This window comes from Bacillus mycoides, assembly GCF_000832605.1.
GTDB classification, from domain to species: Bacteria; Bacillota; Bacilli; order Bacillales; family Bacillaceae_G; genus Bacillus_A; species Bacillus_A mycoides.
In genome coordinates this window covers 868,604-888,448 of sequence record NZ_CP009692.1, presented here as the reverse complement: position 1 = coordinate 888,448, position 19,845 = coordinate 868,604, and the positions used below count along the sequence as shown (strand labels likewise).

Annotated in this window: 22 protein-coding genes and 1 pseudogene; 4 read left to right on the top strand and 19 right to left on the bottom strand. The window is 37.8% G+C overall.

Features of this window, described 5'->3' with window-relative positions; genetic code table 11:
- Positions 1-68 precede the first annotated feature (68 nt).
- The 18 genes and pseudogenes from BG05_RS06310 to BG05_RS06225 form a co-directional block, all read right to left on the bottom strand.
- Positions 69-1,580 carry a tetratricopeptide repeat protein gene (locus BG05_RS06310; protein ID WP_002129890.1) on the bottom strand — a complete coding sequence of 504 codons (1,512 nt, stop codon included), beginning with the start codon at positions 1,578-1,580 and terminating at the stop codon, positions 69-71.
- A gap of 145 nt (positions 1,581-1,725) precedes the next feature.
- Positions 1,726-2,232 (bottom strand): acyltransferase, encoded by a 507-nt coding sequence (locus tag BG05_RS06305; RefSeq protein ID WP_002129892.1) that lies wholly within the window; start codon positions 2,230-2,232, stop codon positions 1,726-1,728.
- A 54-nt stretch (positions 2,233-2,286) separates the two neighbouring features.
- Positions 2,287-2,934 carry a pyrophosphatase PpaX gene (ppaX, locus tag BG05_RS06300; protein WP_016127683.1) on the bottom strand — a complete coding sequence of 216 codons (648 nt, stop codon included), beginning with the start codon at positions 2,932-2,934 and terminating at the stop codon, positions 2,287-2,289.
- Positions 2,935-3,000: 66 nt separating this feature from the next.
- Positions 3,001-3,813, bottom strand: a complete 813-nt coding sequence (gene lgt / locus BG05_RS06295) for a prolipoprotein diacylglyceryl transferase (protein WP_002034719.1) — start codon at positions 3,811-3,813, stop codon at positions 3,001-3,003.
- A gap of 24 nt (positions 3,814-3,837) precedes the next feature.
- Positions 3,838-4,767 (bottom strand): HPr(Ser) kinase/phosphatase, encoded by a 930-nt coding sequence (hprK, locus tag BG05_RS06290; RefSeq protein WP_002198873.1) that lies wholly within the window; start codon positions 4,765-4,767, stop codon positions 3,838-3,840.
- A gap of 156 nt (positions 4,768-4,923) precedes the next feature.
- Positions 4,924-5,304, bottom strand: coding sequence for a phage holin family protein (locus BG05_RS06285; RefSeq protein WP_002089574.1), 381 nt, complete (start codon positions 5,302-5,304; stop codon positions 4,924-4,926).
- Positions 5,305-5,418: 114 nt separating this feature from the next.
- On the bottom strand, positions 5,419-5,868 hold the full coding sequence (locus BG05_RS06280; protein ID WP_003192334.1) for a DUF4275 family protein: 450 nt from the start codon (positions 5,866-5,868) through the stop codon (positions 5,419-5,421).
- A 59-nt stretch (positions 5,869-5,927) separates the two neighbouring features.
- On the bottom strand, positions 5,928-8,798 hold the full coding sequence (gene uvrA, locus BG05_RS06275) for an excinuclease ABC subunit UvrA (protein ID WP_003192335.1): 2,871 nt from the start codon (positions 8,796-8,798) through the stop codon (positions 5,928-5,930).
- A gap of 5 nt (positions 8,799-8,803) precedes the next feature.
- Positions 8,804-10,780, bottom strand: coding sequence for an excinuclease ABC subunit B (uvrB, locus tag BG05_RS06270; RefSeq protein ID WP_002016097.1), 1,977 nt, complete (start codon positions 10,778-10,780; stop codon positions 8,804-8,806).
- A gap of 151 nt (positions 10,781-10,931) precedes the next feature.
- Entirely contained in the window at positions 10,932-11,363 is a 432-nt protein-coding gene (locus tag BG05_RS29235; protein WP_078204975.1) for a DUF4362 domain-containing protein, read from the bottom strand.
- A 47-nt stretch (positions 11,364-11,410) separates the two neighbouring features.
- Complete coding sequence (locus BG05_RS06260) at positions 11,411-12,031, bottom strand: hypothetical protein (protein ID WP_016121043.1); 621 nt, start codon at positions 12,029-12,031, stop codon at positions 11,411-11,413.
- Entirely contained in the window at positions 12,028-12,789 is a 762-nt protein-coding gene (locus BG05_RS06255; RefSeq protein WP_002129901.1) for a MerR family transcriptional regulator, read from the bottom strand. Before BG05_RS06255 ends, BG05_RS06260 begins: the two co-directional genes overlap by 4 nt.
- Before the next feature lie 100 nt (positions 12,790-12,889).
- Positions 12,890-13,117, bottom strand: a complete 228-nt coding sequence (locus BG05_RS06250; protein ID WP_002034710.1) for a hypothetical protein — start codon at positions 13,115-13,117, stop codon at positions 12,890-12,892.
- A gap of 16 nt (positions 13,118-13,133) precedes the next feature.
- Complete coding sequence (locus tag BG05_RS06245; RefSeq protein ID WP_016127681.1) at positions 13,134-13,526, bottom strand: hypothetical protein; 393 nt, start codon at positions 13,524-13,526, stop codon at positions 13,134-13,136.
- Positions 13,523-13,744 carry a hypothetical protein gene (locus BG05_RS06240; RefSeq protein WP_002089582.1) on the bottom strand — a complete coding sequence of 74 codons (222 nt, stop codon included), beginning with the start codon at positions 13,742-13,744 and terminating at the stop codon, positions 13,523-13,525. Before BG05_RS06240 ends, BG05_RS06245 begins: the two co-directional genes overlap by 4 nt.
- A 17-nt stretch (positions 13,745-13,761) precedes the next feature.
- Positions 13,762-14,152 (bottom strand): annotated as a pseudogene (locus BG05_RS06235) (hypothetical protein).
- An 11-nt stretch (positions 14,153-14,163) separates the two neighbouring features.
- Positions 14,164-14,361: a helix-turn-helix transcriptional regulator gene (locus BG05_RS06230; protein WP_003192346.1), complete on the bottom strand. Its 198-nt coding sequence runs from the start codon at positions 14,359-14,361 to the stop codon at positions 14,164-14,166.
- Between the two features lie 79 nt (positions 14,362-14,440).
- The gene (locus BG05_RS06225; protein WP_003192348.1) at positions 14,441-15,463 is read right to left on the bottom strand and encodes a YeiH family protein; all 1,023 of its coding nucleotides are present in this window, start codon (positions 15,461-15,463) and stop codon (positions 14,441-14,443) included.
- A gap of 152 nt (positions 15,464-15,615) precedes the next feature.
- Here BG05_RS06225 and BG05_RS06220 point away from each other — a divergent pair, with 152 nt between their 5' ends.
- The 4 genes from BG05_RS06220 (at position 15,616) to abc-f (ending at position 19,377) form a co-directional block, all read left to right on the top strand.
- Positions 15,616-16,509 (top strand): LysR family transcriptional regulator, encoded by an 894-nt coding sequence (locus tag BG05_RS06220; RefSeq protein WP_003192350.1) that lies wholly within the window; start codon positions 15,616-15,618, stop codon positions 16,507-16,509.
- Between the two features lie 50 nt (positions 16,510-16,559).
- Positions 16,560-16,928: a MerR family transcriptional regulator gene (locus BG05_RS06215; protein ID WP_002016114.1), complete on the top strand. Its 369-nt coding sequence runs from the start codon at positions 16,560-16,562 to the stop codon at positions 16,926-16,928.
- 4 nt (positions 16,929-16,932) lie between these two features.
- On the top strand, positions 16,933-17,478 hold the full coding sequence (locus BG05_RS06210) for a flavodoxin family protein (protein ID WP_002016115.1): 546 nt from the start codon (positions 16,933-16,935) through the stop codon (positions 17,476-17,478).
- 264 nt (positions 17,479-17,742) lie between these two features.
- A complete protein-coding gene (gene abc-f / locus BG05_RS06205; protein ID WP_003192353.1) occupies positions 17,743-19,377 on the top strand; it encodes a ribosomal protection-like ABC-F family protein in 1,635 nt (544 codons plus the stop codon).
- 133 nt (positions 19,378-19,510) lie between these two features.
- On the opposite strand, the gene BG05_RS06200 is transcribed toward abc-f, so the two are convergent.
- Positions 19,511-19,822 carry a heavy metal-binding domain-containing protein gene (locus BG05_RS06200; RefSeq protein ID WP_002068307.1) on the bottom strand — a complete coding sequence of 104 codons (312 nt, stop codon included), beginning with the start codon at positions 19,820-19,822 and terminating at the stop codon, positions 19,511-19,513.
- Positions 19,823-19,845: the final 23 nt, after the last annotated feature.

Below are 19,845 nucleotides of genomic sequence, written 5' to 3'. Positions count from 1 at the left end.
CATTCATACACATTAAGTTACCCTCATTATACTGTTAGCATCATTTTTTTCCCAATGATTTGCCTACCCTACGTGTGCGTGCGCTTAACAGCCTGCACATACTTTCGTACAGTCGCTACAGATACATTATATACATCACCAAGCTCTGCCTGTGTCATCTTATTTCTTTGTTCGCCGCGCACAATGTATTCAATTGCCGCTGACCAACCGTACACATTTGTAAAAGTCGCTCCAGATGTATATAAACGTATGAACGTGCAAAACCAAAAATTTAAACACTCTTCGATTAATTCATCATCTTTTTTCGTATAATTGTATAATGCATCCGCGATTCGTACGCACTGTTCAAATTGCTGTAAATCAGCTGGGATGCTTTTATGACTATTAAGTAAAAAGAAATATTTTGCAAGTTGCGATACGATTGGAACACCATTTTTCGCTTGCGTTACATCAAAGAAGAATCCAACCTTCTCTGGTGTTGACAATTCATTCATTAAATATAAAGCTAGCATTTTCTCTTCTAGCGTCGTACTTTGCTGAAATGATTTTCGTAACTCTTCAAATAAAAGATTTTGTCCTTCATCTGCTAAATTCAGTGCATTCCACGGTTCTTTTCCTTTTTTATCAGGATGCAATTCTACAACATGTTGCCACATTTTTTCAGCTACTTGCTGTTCCTTCACCATATACGCAGAGTATGCAAACCAGTAATAAAAACTGACGTCTCCTTCGTACCCTTGACGCTTTAATACTTTGAACCATTTATATGCAGGTTCAAAATGACCAATTGTTGCAAGCGTTGTTCCAAGTTTCAAACGATGCTCAAATGAAATTGGATATACCGATACTAACTGCCCCGCTAATGACTCTACTTGCTTATGCTCTCCAATTGAATATAGAAAAATAAGCGTATTACAAAGCGCATGCATATTACCAGGATTTTTCTCTAAAATCATTTCTGTTAACTTAAGCGCTTGATCTACATTACCTGATTGAAAATGTGCAATCGCTAAATTATTATGTCCTGACCAAAATTCTGGATATTCTTTCGTAACAACTTCTAGTGTAGCAATCGCCTCTTCTAATTGTCCGTTACGAATGTAGCGGTTCGCTTCTTCTTGCATAACAATTAGCTCATCTTCATCCTCAATCTCTTCCGCACCCATTGCATCTTCTTCCATAATCTCAAGCAATTCTAATGTATCTTCTACAAATTCCTTCTCTTCCGCAACTTCTAAATATCGCTCTGCATACTTCTTCGCCTGTTGAAACAAGCCCATATATGCATAATTATTTGAAATAAAATAATAGCATTGCTCAAGTTCAGGATTGGATCTAACAAGCTTTAGAAATATCTGATTCGACTCTTGATATTCACCAGATTCAGATAATGCTATTGCTAGTTGGCATAAAATAAACGGCTCCTTCTCGCTTTGTGCTGCTCTTCGAAAATATTTAATTGCATCTTGCAATTTTTGCCCTTTATAAGCCCTCATCCCTTTTTTATAAAAGAAGTCCGCTAACTGATTAAAAGAGATAACTTGTCCGTTCTCCTTATATATTCTTTGATTTTTCCCCATATATCCTCCAGTTTTTTGTTTTCTTCGTTCACACATTCTTCTATCTATAAGTATAAACGATTCCGTAAAAAACAAAACAGTATATTATAATCAATTATTTCCTTTTTATTCATAAAAAGAGAAGGGAAATGTTACATTTTTAACATCAACCTTCTCTAGTGGCCATTTCCTCTTTCGTATAAATAATACGCATCGGATTTCCGCCTACGAAAGCGCCGCCTGGTACATCTTTATGGACAAGTGTGCCTGCAGAAACGATAGCTCCATCTCCAATTGTCACACCTGGTAAAATTGTCGTATTCGCTCCAATCATAACTTCATTCCCTATGACGATTTCTCCAAGTCGATACTCACGAATTAAATATTCATGCGCTAAAAGCGTTGTATTATAGCCGATAATTGAATTTTCTCCCACAGTAATCTTTTCTGGAAACATAATATCTGGCATTACCATAAGTGCAAACGACGTTTTCTTTCCTACTTCCATCCGTAAAAACGTGCGATATAACCAATTCTTTACGGATAAAAATGGCGTGTAACGTGCGATTTGGATGATAATAAAATTTTTCATTACCTTCCAAAAAGAAACTGTTTTATACACATTCCACAATGAATTTTCTCCTGAAACAGGATAGCGCGTTGTCCGTCGCACTGAACTCTCTCCTCTACTTATATAAAAGTGACACTTTAACCGGCAGGAATCTTACTACCCGTTAATGCGGGACAAAATCGGTAGTAAATCACTCATTTTATCTAGCACATAATCTGGTTTATACGCTTCTAAATACGCTCTACCTTTCAATGTCCATGAAACCGCTACTGTTTTCGTACCTGCATTTTGTCCACCGATGATATCATGATGATTATCACCAACCATCAATGTTTCTTCTGGCTTTGCATCTAATAATTTCAATGCTTTTTGAAGTGGTTCTGGATGTGGTTTCACATGTTCCACATCATCAATCGTCACGACAACATCAAAAAACTGATCAAGTTTCGAAAGCTTTAATCCCATTTCAACCGTCTGTCTCGCTTTCGTTGTAACGATGCCGATCTTATAACCTTGCTTCTTCAATTCTTGAACCGTTTCATATACAGTTTCATACTCTTCCACTAATTCATCATGATGCTCATGATTAAATTGACGATAACATGTAATCATCTCTTCAACCTTACTTGCATCAATTTTACTAAAAGTATCATGCAAAGATGGACCGATAAATGGCAATACATCTTCACGCTTATACTGATTAGAATAATAGTGATTTAACGTATGTAAAAAAGAAGAGATAATAAGTTCATTTGTATTAATTAACGTTCCATCTAAATCAAATAACACTGTATTTATTTTCATCGTCCTTAATCCTTTCATTACCTGAATATGAAAGAAGCAGCATCTTCTATAAGATGCTACTTTTCTCTAATTTTCTAAATATCTTTTATCAGCTTGCCCCATTTTTCGTCTCACAATAATGAAAATGATAGAAATAACAACAATTCCAATAGACATTACTTGTGCAATACGAAGTGGTCCTAACATTAAACTATCTGTACGCAAACCTTCTACGAAGAAGCGTCCCACTGAATACCAAATTAAATATGTGAAGAATAATTCACCACGGCGTAAATTCACTTTTCGTAACGCGAGTAGTAAAATAACACCTGCAAAGTTCCATAATGATTCATATAAAAACGTTGGGTGATAATACACACCATCAATGTACATTTGATTAATAATGAAATCTGGTAAATGAAGACCTTCTAAAAACTGTCTCGTTACTTCATCACCATGCGCCTCTTGGTTCATAAAGTTTCCCCATCGGCCAATTGCTTGTCCTAGTAAAATACTCGGCGCAGCAATATCCGCTAACTTCCAGAATGAAAGCCCGCGTCGTTTCGCAAAAAGGATTCCTGTAATAACAGCCCCGATTAAACCACCATGAATCGCCAAACCACCTTGACGAATATTAATAATTTGACTCGGATTTTGCGAATAATATTCCCATTCAAAAATGACATAATACATTCTCGCAAAAAGAATGGCAATTGGTACTGCGATTAATACAAGGTCGATAAATGTATCTTTGTGAATACCAAGCCTTTCTCCCTCGCGAGTTGCTAGCCAAAGACCTAATAGCACACCTGTACCGATAATAACCCCATACCAATAAACAGGGAACGGCCCAAGTTGGACTGCTATACGGTCAAGCTGTGGTACAGAACCTAACAGCATATATATGACCTCCCTCTCCAGAGTCTACTCTTGACTTCCTAACTCAATCGCACTCATTAATCGTTCAGAGAACTGTTGTGCCGCATTGACTCCCATACGTTTTAATCTGAAGTTCATCGCTGCTACTTCAATAATAACAGCCAAGTTTCGACCAGGACGAACTGGAAGTGTAATCTTCGTAAGTTCTGTATCAATAATCTTCATCTTCTCTTCATCAAGACCTAAGCGATCATAATTTTTCTTTTGATCCCAAATTTCAAGATTAATAACAAGTGTAATACGTTTATAATTTCGTACTGCCCCTGCACCGAATAACGTCATTACGTTAATGATACCTAGACCACGAATTTCTAATAAGTGCTCAATTAAATCAGGTGAGCTCCCTACTAATGTATCTTCATCTTCTTGACGAATTTCTACGCTATCATCCGCAACAAGGCGGTGACCACGCTTTACAAGTTCAAGCGCTGTCTCACTTTTCCCGACACCACTTTGACCTGTAATTAAAACACCAACACCATAAATATCTACTAGCACACCATGAACAGCTGTTGTTGGCGCTAACTTACCTTCTAAATAGTTTGTTAAACGACTTGATAATCTCGTCGTCGTTTGAGCAGAACGTAATAAAGGCACGCCTGATTCACGTGATGCTTGTAATAACTCATCCGGTACATCTTGATTACGAGTTACAATAATACAAGGCGTCTCCTCAGTACAAAGCGCTTTCATTCTCTCTTGCTTTTGCTCTGTCGTTAACGTATCAAAGAACGTAAGCTCCGTTTTCCCAAGAAGCTGCACGCGATCAGCTGGATAATATGTAAAAAATCCTGCCATTTCAATTCCAGGTCGCGATAAATCACTCGTATCAATCGGACGATGAATCCCTTCTTCACCACTTACTAACTCCAATTGAAATTGTTCAATTAAATCTTTTGTCCTTACTTTCGGCATATGTATAAACCTCCACTCCGCTGCGGGTTCAGTCTCATTTGATGTAAAATTCCATTCTATCGGATATTGTACCATTTTTTTCTGGAAACAAGAAACTCGGTTTCTAATAAATAGAAAAAAACATTTCATATGAGTCATGAAATGTTTTTCTTTTTGTCATTTCCTCTTTTTTTCATGTAATGGTTCAACAATTACTTTTTCAATTATCATATTAAAAATAGAAATACAAATTGCCGCAACAATCGCTACACCAAATCCAGATATATTAAAGGCGTCCCCTAATAACGAATCCGTCATCTTTAACGTAATCGCATTAATAACAATTAAGAAGAAACCGAAAGTTACAAGAGTAATCGGTAGCGTAATTAAAATTAAAAGCGGCTTTACAAATACGTTTAAAATCGCCAATATAATACTCGCAATAATTGCAGTTTGTATATTTGCTATGTAAAATGCGTCTGGTGCAACCCCTTTTAAAAGTCCGGATACAGCGATTAACACAACGCTATTTACAAGAAGTGATACAATCCATCTCATTTCCTTACACATCCTTTTAACATATATATTTCATCATACGCTAATAGACAATAAACGCAAGTATCATACAAATACTTATACCAACTTATTCTATTCTTTACGCTTGTATACCTACTAACATTTCCTAGTAAAATAAGGACCACACCATCTATGTTCGTGCGTTTTCACAAAGGTCCAAGTAAAGTCTTTGTCTACAATATATATATCACCTTTATACGCATCGTCTGTCTCCCGTAATATATCCTCCATATGTAATAAACTTGCATCCTTTATTAGCAGTACATCATCACAATGTTGATAGAATATGTAACAATCCTTTTTCACTTCATTATGAAACGCTCTCTCTGCTGCTTCACCTTCTAAACATTTCTTCTTTTCATAACTAAATATGTGCCACAAATAACCACAGCTATATTTATCCCCGTACAAATGAATCTCTTCTTTCTCTTCATAACTCAAATGATTCGCAAAGTTATCCTCCCAGCGTTTTCTAAAGTATATTCCCCACTTTTGAAACTCTCTCACCTTCATATTTTTCTTTCTCAAAACATCTAAAAACTCCATTTTATCCCCCTATGAAATAAAAACCGAGTGTACTTCCCACTCGGTTTTCATAAATAAACTTATTGCGATAATTCTACTTCTTTTATTTTCTCTTTCATTCTTGCTTTATCACGATCTAAAATCTCTTTTAAATACTTACCTGTATAAGAGCGCTCTTCTTTCACCACTTGCTCTGGCGTTCCCGAAGCAACAATTTGTCCGCCTTTGTCTCCGCCTTCTGGTCCAAGGTCAATAATATAATCAGCTGTTTTAATAACATCTAAATTATGCTCAATTACAAGTACCGTCTCACCACTCTCAACAAGACGTTGCAACACTTCTAGAAGGCGTGCAATATCATGTGCATGTAAGCCAGTCGTTGGCTCATCTAAAATGTATAACGTACGCCCTGTAGAACGACGATGTAATTCAGAAGCTAATTTCACACGCTGCGCCTCACCACCTGATAACGTCGTAGCTGGTTGTCCTAATTTCATATAACCAAGCCCTACATCTACAAGCGTTTGAAGTTTACGCTTAATTTTCGGGATATTAGCAAAGAACTCTACCCCATCTTCAATTGTCATCCCTAACACTTCAGAAATATTCTTATCTTTATATTTCACTTCTAACGTTTCACGGTTGTAACGTTTACCGTGACAAACTTCACATGGAACATACACGTCTGGTAAGAAATGCATTTCGATTTTAATAATTCCATCACCGCGGCACGCTTCACAACGGCCGCCTTTTACGTTAAAGCTGAAACGTCCTTTTTGATAACCACGTACTTTCGCTTCATTCGTGTGCGCATATACATCACGAATATCATCAAATACGCCAGTGTATGTCGCCGGATTTGAACGTGGTGTACGCCCGATTGGTGATTGATCAATATCAATAACTTTATCTAACTGCTCAAGACCTTTAATTTCTTTATGAACCCCTGGCTTTGCTTTCGCTTTATATAGCTTTTGAGCTAATGATTTGTATAGTACTTCATTAATTATCGTACTTTTTCCAGAGCCAGATACGCCTGTTACTGCTACAAATGTTCCTAGGGGGAATGACATTTTCGCATTCTTTAAGTTATTTTCTTTCGCACCGACAATCTCCACTTTACGTCCGTCACCTTTACGTCTTTCAAGTGGTACCGGAATAAACTCTTTACCGCTTAAATATTTCCCAGTTAATGAATTCTCGTCTTGCATAACTTCAGCTGGTGTACCTGCTGATACAACTTGACCACCATGAATACCTGCACCAGGTCCGATATCAAGTAAATAATCAGCAGCCATCATTGTATCTTCATCATGCTCAACAACAATTAACGTATTTCCTAAATCACGCATTTCCTGCAATGTACGAATAAGACGATCATTATCACGCTGATGCAAACCGATAGAAGGCTCATCAAGAATGTAAAGTACGCCAGTAAGGCGAGAACCAATTTGTGTCGCTAAACGAATACGCTGCGCCTCACCACCTGATAAAGTTCCTGCGGCACGACTTAACGTTAAATAATCTAAACCGACGTTCACTAAGAACCCGACACGTTCCTGAATTTCTCTTAAAATTAAATGAGCAATTTTTTGTTGTTTCTCCGTTAACTCAACAGTTGAGAAGAACTCCTGTACTTCTTGAACAGAATATTTCGTTACATCGGCAATCGTTTTATCACCAACGAAAACAGCTAAACTCTCAGGCTTTAAGCGTCCACCTTTACACTTCGGACAAGCTTGCTCTGCCATATATTTCTCCATTTGCTCACGAATATAATCAGAACTCGTCTCACGATAACGACGCTCAATATTCGGAATAACACCTTCAAATAAAATCTCATTTTCCTTTACTTGACCAAATTCATTCACATAGCGGAAATAAAGCTTCTCTTCCCCGCTTCCGTACAACACTTTATCAAATAAATCCTTCGGTATATCTTTCACCGGCATATCCATATCGATGCCGTAATGATTACACACGGATTTTAATAATTGCGGGTAATATTGTGAACTTGTCGGTTCCCAAGGAGCAATCGCATGTTCATTTAATGATACATCCCAGTTCGGAATAACAAGTTCTAAATCTACCTCTAACTTCGATCCAAGTCCATCACAAGAAGGACACGCGCCGAACGGACTATTAAACGAGAACATACGCGGCTCTAATTCTCCGATTGAAAAACCACAATGTGGACAAGCATGATGTTCACTAAATAGAAGTTCTTCCTCTCCCATTACATCGATTAAAACTCGGCCCCCGCCAAGCTTTAAAGCACTTTCTAGTGAATCTGCAAGTCGGCTTGCAATTCCTTCTTTCACAACAATACGGTCAATAACAACTTCAATTGAATGCTTCTTATTTTTTTCTAAAGTAATCTCTTCCGATACATCCAGCATCTCTCCATCAACGCGCACACGAACATAACCTTGCTTCTTAATATCTTCTAATACTTTCGCATGCGCACCTTTACGCCCTGACACGATAGGCGCTAGCACTTGCAACTTCGTACGTTCAGGATATTCAAGAACACGGTCTACCATCTGTTCCACTGTTTGTGATGTAATTTCAATTCCATGATTCGGACAAATCGGCGTACCAATTCGTGCAAATAATAAACGTAAATAATCATAAATCTCCGTTACCGTTCCAACCGTTGAACGAGGATTACGACTCGTCGTTTTTTGATCAATTGAAATCGCTGGAGATAAACCTTCAATCATATCAACATCCGGCTTATCCATTTGCCCTAAAAACTGGCGCGCATACGCAGATAAAGATTCCACGTATCTACGCTGCCCTTCTGCATAAATCGTATCGAATGCTAACGATGATTTCCCCGAACCAGACAATCCCGTCACAACAACAAGCTGATTTCTCGGAATGGTTACGTCAATATTTTTTAAATTATGCGCTCTAGCACCTTTTACAACAATAAAATCTTTACTCACTCTTTTCACCCTTCCGCTTTTAATTCTAATAGTAAATCTCTTAATTCAGCTGCACGCTCGAAATCTAATGCCTTTGCTGCTTCTTTCATCTCTGCTTCCATCTTCGCAATTGTATTTTCACGTTCTTTTTTCGTCATCTTCTTAGCTGGTGTTGCTTCATATATTTCCGTATCCTCAGCTGCTGTTGTCGCACGAATAACGTCACGTACTCCTTTTTGAATCGTTTTCGGCGTAATACCATGCTTTTCATTGTAAGCTTCTTGTATACTACGACGACGCTGTGTTTCTTCAATTGCAATTCCCATCGATCTCGTTATGCGATCTGCGTACATAATAACGCGGCCGTTTGCATTACGCGCCGCACGACCAATTGTTTGAATTAATGAACGCTCTGAACGTAGGAACCCTTCCTTATCAGCATCTAAAATAGCTACAAGTGATACTTCTGGAATATCTAATCCTTCTCGTAATAAGTTAATACCGACAAGTACATCAAACTTACCAAGGCGAAGATCACGGATAATTTCAATACGCTCTAATGTTTTAATTTCAGAGTGAAGATAATTCACTTTAATTCCTACATCTTTTAAATAGTCCGTTAAATCCTCTGACATTTTCTTCGTTAAAGTCGTAATTAATACACGTTCATTTTTCGCAATCCGGTCATGGATTTCTCCTAATAAATCATCTATTTGTCCTTCAATTGGTCGTATATCAATTGGTGGATCTAAAAGCCCTGTTGGACGAATAATTTGTTCTATTGCTTTCGGTGACTGCTCTAACTCGTACGGTCCTGGCGTTGCCGAAACGTAAATAACTTGATTCGTTTTCTCTTCAAACTCATCAAACGTGAGCGGTCTATTATCTAAAGCTGATGGCAGACGGAATCCATGATCAACAAGCACTTGCTTACGTGCTTGGTCCCCGTTATACATCGCTCTTACTTGCGGAACCGATACGTGCGACTCATCCATAACGATTAAGAAATCCTCTGGAAAATAATCTAAAAGCGTATACGGCGTTGAGCCTGCTGGACGAAGTGTTAAATGACGGGAATAGTTTTCAATCCCTGAACAAAAGCCCATCTCGCGCATCATTTCTAAATCATAACGCGTTCGCTGTTCTATGCGCTGCGCCTCTAACAACTTACCGTTATCATTTAATTCTTTTAAACGCTCTTCTAATTCTTTTTCAATATTTTCAATAGCGACCTTCAGCTTTTCTTCACGTGTAACGAAGTGAGATGCCGGGAAGATTGCTACATGATCACGTTCTGCTAATACTTCACCCGTTAATGCATTTACTTCTCGAATACGATCTATTTCATCCCCAAAAAATTCAATTCGAATACAATGCTCATCAAGTGATGCGGGGAAGATTTCAACTACATCTCCGCGCACACGGAATGTACCACGCTTAAAATCAATATCATTACGTCCATACTGTACATCAACAAGTTCACGAAGCAATTGATTGCGGTCCTTTTCCATACCAACTCGAAGCGAAACAACTAACTCGCGGTATTCTTCCGGAGAACCTAAACCGTATATGCACGAAACACTCGCAACGATAATAACATCATCTCTTTCAAATAAAGAAGACGTTGCCGAGTGGCGTAATTTATCAATTTCATCGTTAATTTGCGCATCTTTTTCAATAAACGTATCCGTATGTGGTACGTACGCTTCCGGCTGATAATAATCGTAATAACTAACAAAATACTCCACAGAATTGTTAGGAAAGAAATCTTTCAGCTCACTATATAACTGTCCTGCTAACGTTTTATTATGAGCCATTACAAGTGTTGGTTTCTGCACTTCTTTAATGACATTTGAAATCGTAAATGTCTTACCCGTTCCTGTCGCTCCAAGCAACACTTGCTTTTTCTTTCCACTATTAATTCCCTCTACAAGCTTCTCTATCGCTCCCGGCTGATCACCTTGCGGGGAATACTCTGAGATAATTTCAAATGGATGTTCCAACTAAAAACCGACCTCCTCATAAAAATCTGTATTATTATTTTACCACGAATGCCCATAAAAAACCTAAAAAAACGAACAGATATTCGGTAAAGTTTTCGACAAGTTATATATAGAAAAAGGAAGGAATAAATACTTCCTTCCTCTACTAACTCTATTTTTCAAGTACATATAATAAGTCATATCCATTGCGCCCATTTTCATTCGTACAATCTATTAACCTATATGCCGTTTCTGATTCACGTTGCTCTTTAACAATCCTTTTACAACTATCTTTATGTAACCCTTTATGGTCACCAGCAAATTGATCTTGTCTATTATCTAACACATAAAGTATATCTTTCTCACTATGCTCTAACGTTTGAAAAATCGGGTCACCTTCATGTGTATACTGTACAATTCTTATTTTATCAACTTCCCCTTGTTCCACATTCCAAACGAACTTCTCGAATTTATCTAGATTAGAAATTTCTGCCCCCTTTGCAACGACATCATTCTTCTTATCGATTGCACTGTTAGGTTGTGAACATGCTACTAAACTAAAGAGAAATAAGCATATAAAACCTGTTCTTTTTCCTATTGTTATCCTCTCCTATACAAACTATTGGTATACTAGAAAAAAGCTACTTTCCTCTATGAAAGTAGCTTCTTGTTTCCTTTCTCCTTCTTCGGAAAAATAACATATGAAAATGAAATCGCAGTATCCACTAAAAGAATAATAGCCCATACTTGGCTTACACGGCTTGCTGTTTTATTTAAAACAATTCCTGACTCTAACCAATTCCCCCACTGTTCTATTGGAATAAGCCCATACATGAAGAAAAAGAATATATGAACCGCAATAAACAAAATAAGATGTAAAATCCAATTTTTTATTTCCTGCTTCGCATGCGCCATCCCTGTTACTTCAAGTGGTTCTTCGATAATAGGCGCCGGTTCATTCCGCCACTTCGCAACTAATTTTTGTGCATATATGTCTAATTTTTTCAAATCCTTTTTCCCATAAAAAACTGCATATAATAAAATGATTACCGTAATGATTTGAAAATTAGAGAACTTCCCTGTTTGATAATAGTCCAATACCCCTAAAGTTAAAATAAACACTTCATTTATGAGTAGCACAATCCCCATAATAAAGCTCGCCTTTTTCAAGCGAAATCCATACCTTAGTAAAAAGAATCCAATAGCTGATAACCAAAATACAATCTCTGCCCCAATTAAAAAATACCAACGATATTCTGCGAGTATACTCATTTATCCCTCTCCCTTTCATCATATATACGAAAAGCCTCATCCATATATACTAGAAGCTCTTCCTCAATTGGATACATACTCATTTTCTGTGAATCTTCTTTTGACTTTCTTACTTCCCACAGTTTATCTAGAAATGCTTCATCACCATTTGCCATCTCTAAACACTTCTGCATTAATTTCTTTGTTGCGCCTTGTACTTCATCACATGATGCTTCCTTACCGTCTTTCATAAAGTTACGTAGTTGCTTTAATAAATTTACCCATTCTAAAACATTCGGATCTTCTTCACTCATGTTCGGCAAATTATGAAGCAACTTTTGTTCTCCCTTAGAAAAAACTTCATTTTGAAACATCTCACGTATTCGCGGAGACTGTTTCGAAAGCTGAATGAGTTCAAACATAACTTTCCAATCCAGTTCTCCCTCCACATCTACTGAATAAACAACTGCCTGTAAAATACGTTCCATTCGATTAAATTTTTTCTGTTCTTCCTGTACAAATCTAAGTTGCTTTTCAAGCGATACTTTTAAATTGAGCTCATCCGTTATTAACATATTCGTAATCTCTTTTAATGAAAAACCCATTTCTTTTAAAAATAAAATTTGCTGCAAACGAACAACATCTCTCTCGCTATATAACCGATGTCCTCCATCAGTTTTCCCACTCGGCTTTAATAAATCAATTTGATCATAATAACGTAACGTCCTTACTGTAACCCCTGTTTCCCTCGTTAGTTCTTGAATTGAAATCAACTCCATCACCTCTTCTCCTTCATTATAAAAGATGACGTAACGTAACTTTCAAGTAGTTTGTAAAAAAAATACAAAAAGCTGTTTATACCTTTTGTATAAACAGCTTTTATGGAAATAACCCCTTTTGTATAGCACGACCACAAAATAAAATAATTGCCCCTACAACAACACTTGTTGCTGTTTTATGATAATGCGCTAAAATTAATAAATAGTATGATAAACCTACAGCACCAATCATAATACATACACTTGGCACTGGATTACGAGAGAAGTTTTGTATTCCCCAAAACAAAGCAAAAATAGCCGTAGCGACACATAATACCGGTAATCCCATCCCAGTTCCCCTTTTTCTATCTATTCCTTGTTGCTAACACACTCGTCGATGCCATACTTATTAATAAACCAAAAATAGCAATATATAATAACTCATTTACATGTACTTCTTGCCTATCTAAATACTTATTTACACAAAGATACATAATGAACAAAAAAACGCAGCTTGTAATACAAATCGTAAAATATGACTTCATATTGTTCACAACTCGCTCATCAATTGACGGTACTCTCTCTTCTTTCAAACGCTTCTGTTCTCTATATTCCGAAATGCCATATAAAATGACTAGTGCTACATTCGATATGAAGATCGTTCCCCACGAAATACTTAAAATCATTAAACTCACATTTAAAACAAGACCCGCTAAAAACAAACTTCCTATGAACCGTATAATATCTTGCTTACTCATACATGATCAGCCTCTTTTTGATTTCTATATTTCCATTTCGGCCAATAGTTCACAAAGAAATAAACAAACTGTCCTAATACAAATAAAACAAACGGCATGCCCGCATTTCCATAAACAATTAAATTATACAAACTCCATACCGCTAAACTCATTGTTAAAAACAACCCTAAATATTTAAACGCTTTATCCGACTGAAATCTCTCAAACTCATCTTGCATTTTCATTCCTCCTATCGTTATGCTCGTTTTCCCGCCATTACTCCTATGATGAGACTACCAGCAAATAAGAAACTACATACAATGAATATTTCTGGAATCGGTATAGTAATTCGCCCTATCGCTTTGCTTGCAACAATATAAACAATAAGCAAAAGAAATGCGAATATAAATGAGACATTTACATACTTTTTTATATTTTCATTTACCCGCTCATCTATATCTGGAAGTTCTTCTTTTTTGTACTTCCGCTTTTTGTAATTCGTATACAATATCAGAAATACAATTGCTAAAATGTTACTAACTATAAGCGATAACATCGGTATGGATGGGTCCATAATCCGAACTAAAACGTCCCCCTCCACATAATCCTAAGACCGTAGCGATATACAATTTTTTAGTATCGTTCATTTTCTCTCCCCTTACTCCAGCGTAAATATTTCCTCTACCTTCATTCCAAAATATTTAGCGATTTTTAGGGATAACTCTAGACTTGGGTTATAGTGGTGGTTCTCAATCGCCACGATTGTCTGCCGGGTCACTTGCATCGCCTTTGCCATTTCAATTTGCGTTATATGCTGTTGTTTTCGCAATTCTTTAATTTTATTTTTCACACCCATAGGCTCCACCTTCGAAAGTAAAGATATCTTTACAAAAAAAGGTAAAAAAAGAGACATCTATAAGATGCCTCTTTTTTTGCTACATAAATCCTAACGCATACACAAGAACATACCCAAGAACAGATAAGCAAACCGAGCCAATCAACCCTGCCACAAATGCTCTGCTTCCTAATTTGCGGAACGTTTTAAACTCTACATTTAAACCGAGCCCTGCCATTGCCATTGCAATAAGCATGTACGCAATTACTACAATATATCCGGCAACAACTTCTGGGATAATCCCAATCGAATGCACCGCACTCATTGCTAAAAATCCGAAGATGAACCAAGGAATCGGAAGGTCGCGCCACGATCTTTTTTCCTTGCTGTCCTCGCTCTTACCAAACCATAATCCAATTAAAATCGCTACTGGCACAAGCATCGCTACGCGCGTTAACTTCACAATAACCGCGATGTCTACAGCCGTGCTACCGCCTGGCGCCGCAGCCGCGATAACGTGAGCGATTTCGTGCAGCGTCGCCCCTGAGAACACCCCGTAACCGTAGGGTGAGAAGCCAAGCACTGGGTATAATAGCGTATAAATAAGTGTAAATATTGTACCTAAAATTGCAATAATCGCTGCCCCGACTGCTGTTTCTTCATCTTTCGCTTTCACTTGCGGTGCAATTGCCACGACCGCTGCAGCTCCGCAAATTGCCGTCCCACATGCTGTTAAAATTCCAAGTTTCTGTTCTACTTTAAATACTTTCGTTAGTCCATATACAACGAAAATTGTAAATGTAATAACAACCGCTGCGATGACCAATACTTTCGGCCCCGCCTTCGCAATATCTACAAGATTTAACCTCATTCCGAGTAAGATGATCCCAAAGCGTAGCAACTTCTTACTCGCAAAGTTCGTTCCCACTATCGCTTCTTGAGGAATCCCGATTGCGGCGCGCCAAACCATCCCGATTAGAATAGCGATTACTAATTGTCCCATAATATTTAAAAATGGAAGCTCTGCTAAATATTTCGCGGCAATGGCGATTAATAACGTAATCCCAATACCTTGCGAAAATCCAAAGCCCTTCTTCTTTTGTATAACAAGTGTTTGTTCCACTTTGTACCACCCCAATAATCGTATTGGAACATGCATGTTCTTTCTAGTTACATTATAAGAGAGTTTTAATAATAAGTTTAATATCAATATTGAATACCTATCATCAGAAATACTTATGATAAAATAAAAGCAAAAATAAAGGGGCCTAACAAATGAACGTCGACATTTTAAAGATCTTTGTTACTGTCGTTGAACAAAAACATTTTTCGCGTGCTGCGGAACTATTAAACCTTTCACAACCTGGCGTTAGTATGCACATTCGCAACCTGGAAAATGAATTTGGGACTACACTTATTCAGCGCTCCCCAAAGCACGTCCAAGTTACGGAAGCTGGAAACATATTATACATACACGCAAAGCAGATGCTCTCACTTTATGAAGATGCAAAACAGGAAATTAATGCGCTGCATAACGTCGTAACAGGGACACTTCGCATCGGCGCTAGCTTTACAATTGGCGAATACTTACTTCCAAAAATACTTGCGCGCTTTGCCAATGAAAATGCACACGTCGAAGTTCATACATTTATCTCCAATACAGAAGAAGTTTTGCAAAGCCTCCGCTCTAATCAAATTGATATCGGCTTAGTGGAAGGCCAAGTCGTATACGCTGACGTAGATGTTGAAACTTTTATGCAAGATGAAATGAAACTCGTCGTCCCGCCAAACCACCCATTGCTCCATATCAAGGGGATTAACGAAAATGCATTGCAAGACCAAGTCTGGGTATTAAGGGAGAGCGGCTCTGGCACACGTGCCTATAGCGATCGATTTATACACCAACATCATTTAAAAATGAAACGCTTCTTTACATTTAGCAGTATTCAAAGCGTGAAGGAAGCCGTTGCAGCCGGTCTTGGCATCGCTATCCTTTCAGATTGGACTGTTCGAAAAGAACTGTTGGCACAAGAAATATTCCACATCCCTGTTCCGAACGAAGAGCTAATCCGTCCATTCTCCATCGTGCGCGGCAAATATTTCATTCCATCTAAAGCCATCCAAGTGTTTTTAAATCATGTGAATTCTTTTGCGAAAAAACAAAGTTGACCTTCACATTAGTGTGAAGGTTTACAATACATGTAAAGGAGTGAAACGCATTGCGAATTGGAGAGTTATCAAAAGAAACTGGGGTTAGTGAAAGGGCACTAAGACATTATGAAGAAAAGGGATTACTCCCTTCGAAACGCCTAGCAAATGGCTACCGTGATTTTGATGAAAGTGCAATCGAAAAAGTAGAGCTGATTCAAATGTACTTGCAAATCGGCTTAAATTTAGAAGAAACAGAACGAATGCTACGTTGCCTTGAAATCGAGCCACATCTCTACGAAAATCCGTGTAGTAGTATCCTTGCACTTTACGAAGACAAACTTGATGAGGTAACGAAGCAAATCACATTACTTTCCAACATTCAAACGAATTTACAAAAACACGTTTCACTCCTAAAACAAGCAAAAGAAAAGGGATGATTACATGTTTGTTATACATGGCAGTTCAAGACAAAACGGAAATACGGAAGCTTTAACACATATGGTGATTGATGGGATTGAAACAGAACAAATTTACTTGCGTGATCATATCGTCCACCCAATCATAGATCAGCGCCATGATGTAGAAGGATTTCAACCTGTAAATGATGACTACGAGCAGTTAACCAAACGCATGCTAGAGCACGACACGATTATCTTCGCTACACCGCTATACTGGTACGGAATGAGCGGCCACATGAAGAACTTCGTTGATCGCTGGTCACAAAGCTTGCGTAATAAATCTCTTCATTTCAAAGAAAAAATGAAAGGCAAAAAAATGTACGTTGTCATCGTTGGCGGAGACAGTCCAAAACTGAAAGCATTGCCGCTTATCGCCCAATTTCAATATATCTTTGATTTTGTTGGTTCATCATTTGAAGGGTATATTATTGGGGATGCGAATGGACTAGATGAAATCAAGAACGATGCTGAGGCGCTGGCAAAAGCACAATTGTATAATAATAAATTCAAAAATAGCACACAGAAATAAGTTTGACAAATCCATTTGTATGCGCATACAATAAAAATAATATTATGAAAGGAAGGTACTTTGACCAATGAAGTTCTAATTCTCTTATTTATTTCATCCATCACAAATAGTGAACAAAAATGATGAAAACTAGCAGAGGATTAGTCTGTCCATTTGTCGATACTTTCTTTCGATACGATCATGTAAAAAATCGTTTATTTATGTACGATTTTTACATTGAAGGGCGACATTTATCCTCTCTAGTGAAACTAGGGAGGTTTTTTTATGACTATTTTAATCGCACGTAATATCGAAAAGAGCTTTGGTGATCGCACCATATTTACGTTACCATCACTAGAAATTCAAGCAAACGATCGTATAGGAATTGTCGGAGTCAACGGAGCTGGAAAATCTACGTTATTACAAATATTAAGTAAAGAAATAGAAGCTGACAAAGGCACAGTAACTCATCATAGTTCTATCAGCATCATTCCACAGCTTAGCGAGGAACTACCGGAAACCGCTTCTTCCCTCGCTAAAGGCAAATGGAATATTTCAAACGTCGCAAATTCAATGAGCGGCGGTGAACGAATGCGCCTAAAGATCGCCCATGCCCTCGAACAAGATGCAGGCATTCTATTTGCTGATGAGCCAACAAGTCACTTAGATATGTTCGGTACAGAGCAATTAGAAAAGGCACTTTTATCTTATAAAGGTGCACTTGTTTTAATATCGCATGATCGTGATCTTTTAGATGCCATATGTACAAAAATCATCGAAGTTGAAGACGGTACTATTCAAGAATATAAAGGTAATTATTCAAACTATCGAAAGCAAAAAGAACGTGAGCGAATACAAAAGCAAGCAGAATATGATCAATATATACAAGAAAAAAATCGGTTAGAACAGTCAATTTCACAAAGAAAGCAACGTGCTTCTAGCATGACAAAAATCCCAACACGGTTCAGTTCATCTGAATCTAAACTTTATAAGTTAAGCGGGGCTCATGGGCAAGAAAATGTTAGCAAAGTAGCGAAAGCACTAGAAACACGCCTTGAAAAGTTGGAACAGAAAGAAAAGCCGAAAGACTTTTCTCAAGCTCAGTTTGACGTACAATACCACACACCAATTCATAGTAAAGCAGTTGTTCAGTTTAATAAAACAACGAAGAAAATAGGGGATCGCACACTATTTAAAAATATGAATGGAACAATTGTCCCTGGGGCAAAGCTTGCTATTTTAGGGGCAAACGGAAGCGGAAAAACAACTTTGTTCAACATGCTTCTCGCAAACGAGCGTGGCATTCAGCTTTCGAAAAGTTGTAAAATTGGATACTTTGAACAAACACTATCAATTTTAAAAACAGATAAAACCATTTTAGAGAACGTTCTAGAAGAAACCAACTATACAGAAGCATTCGTTCGAACAATACTTGCACGGCTTTTATTCCGCCGTGAAGATGTTCATAAACCTGTACATGTCTTAAGTGGCGGCGAACGAATGAAGGTCGCACTCGCAAAAGTATTTTTAGGAAACTATAATATGCTTCTGCTCGACGAACCGACAAACTATTTAGACTTGGCAACGCATGAAGAATTAGAAAGCATGTTACAAGAATACCCTGGCACAATACTTTTCATTAGCCATGACCGTGCCTTTATTCGTTCTGTTGCAAACCATATTCTACAAGTAGATGAGAGCGAACCAAGAATATTCCACGGCAATTACGAGCAATACACAAAAAGAACCACCCAAGCTTCTGTAAACGTTACTGAACAAGAATTATTACGATTACAAACAAAATTAACAGAAATCATCAGCAGGATTTCTATCCCAAATCAGCATGATGACATCACATTTCTCGAACAAGAATACGAAAAATTATTAGTTCGAATTCGGCAGTGTAAAGAAGCGCTCTAATGTCTTCCTCATATATCGACGGGACCTTCCACATTTCCCAAGAAATATCGAGGCTTCGACATAGAATATCACCCTACCTATCATGTTAGACACAATAACAACAAAAAGCCGTGCACCAGCACGGCTTTTCACTTTATATACGGACAGCAGTCCCACTTACCGCAACCATTAGCATTCCTTCGCGAACTACTTCGTAGTCCACGTCGATACCAACAATGGCGTTCGCATTTTTTTGTCTTGCGAGAGTTTTCATCTCTTCCATTGCAATGTCGCGCGCTTCTTTTAATTTGCTTTCGTAGGCGCCTGCGCGACCACCGACAACGTCACGGACAGAAGCGAAAAGGTCACGCACGATATTCGCACCCATGATTGCTTCGCCATTAACGATATCGATATACTCAATAATTTCTTTCCCTTGAATTGTAGAAGTTGTTGTTACAATCATGCTTTATAGCCTCCCATATAAGA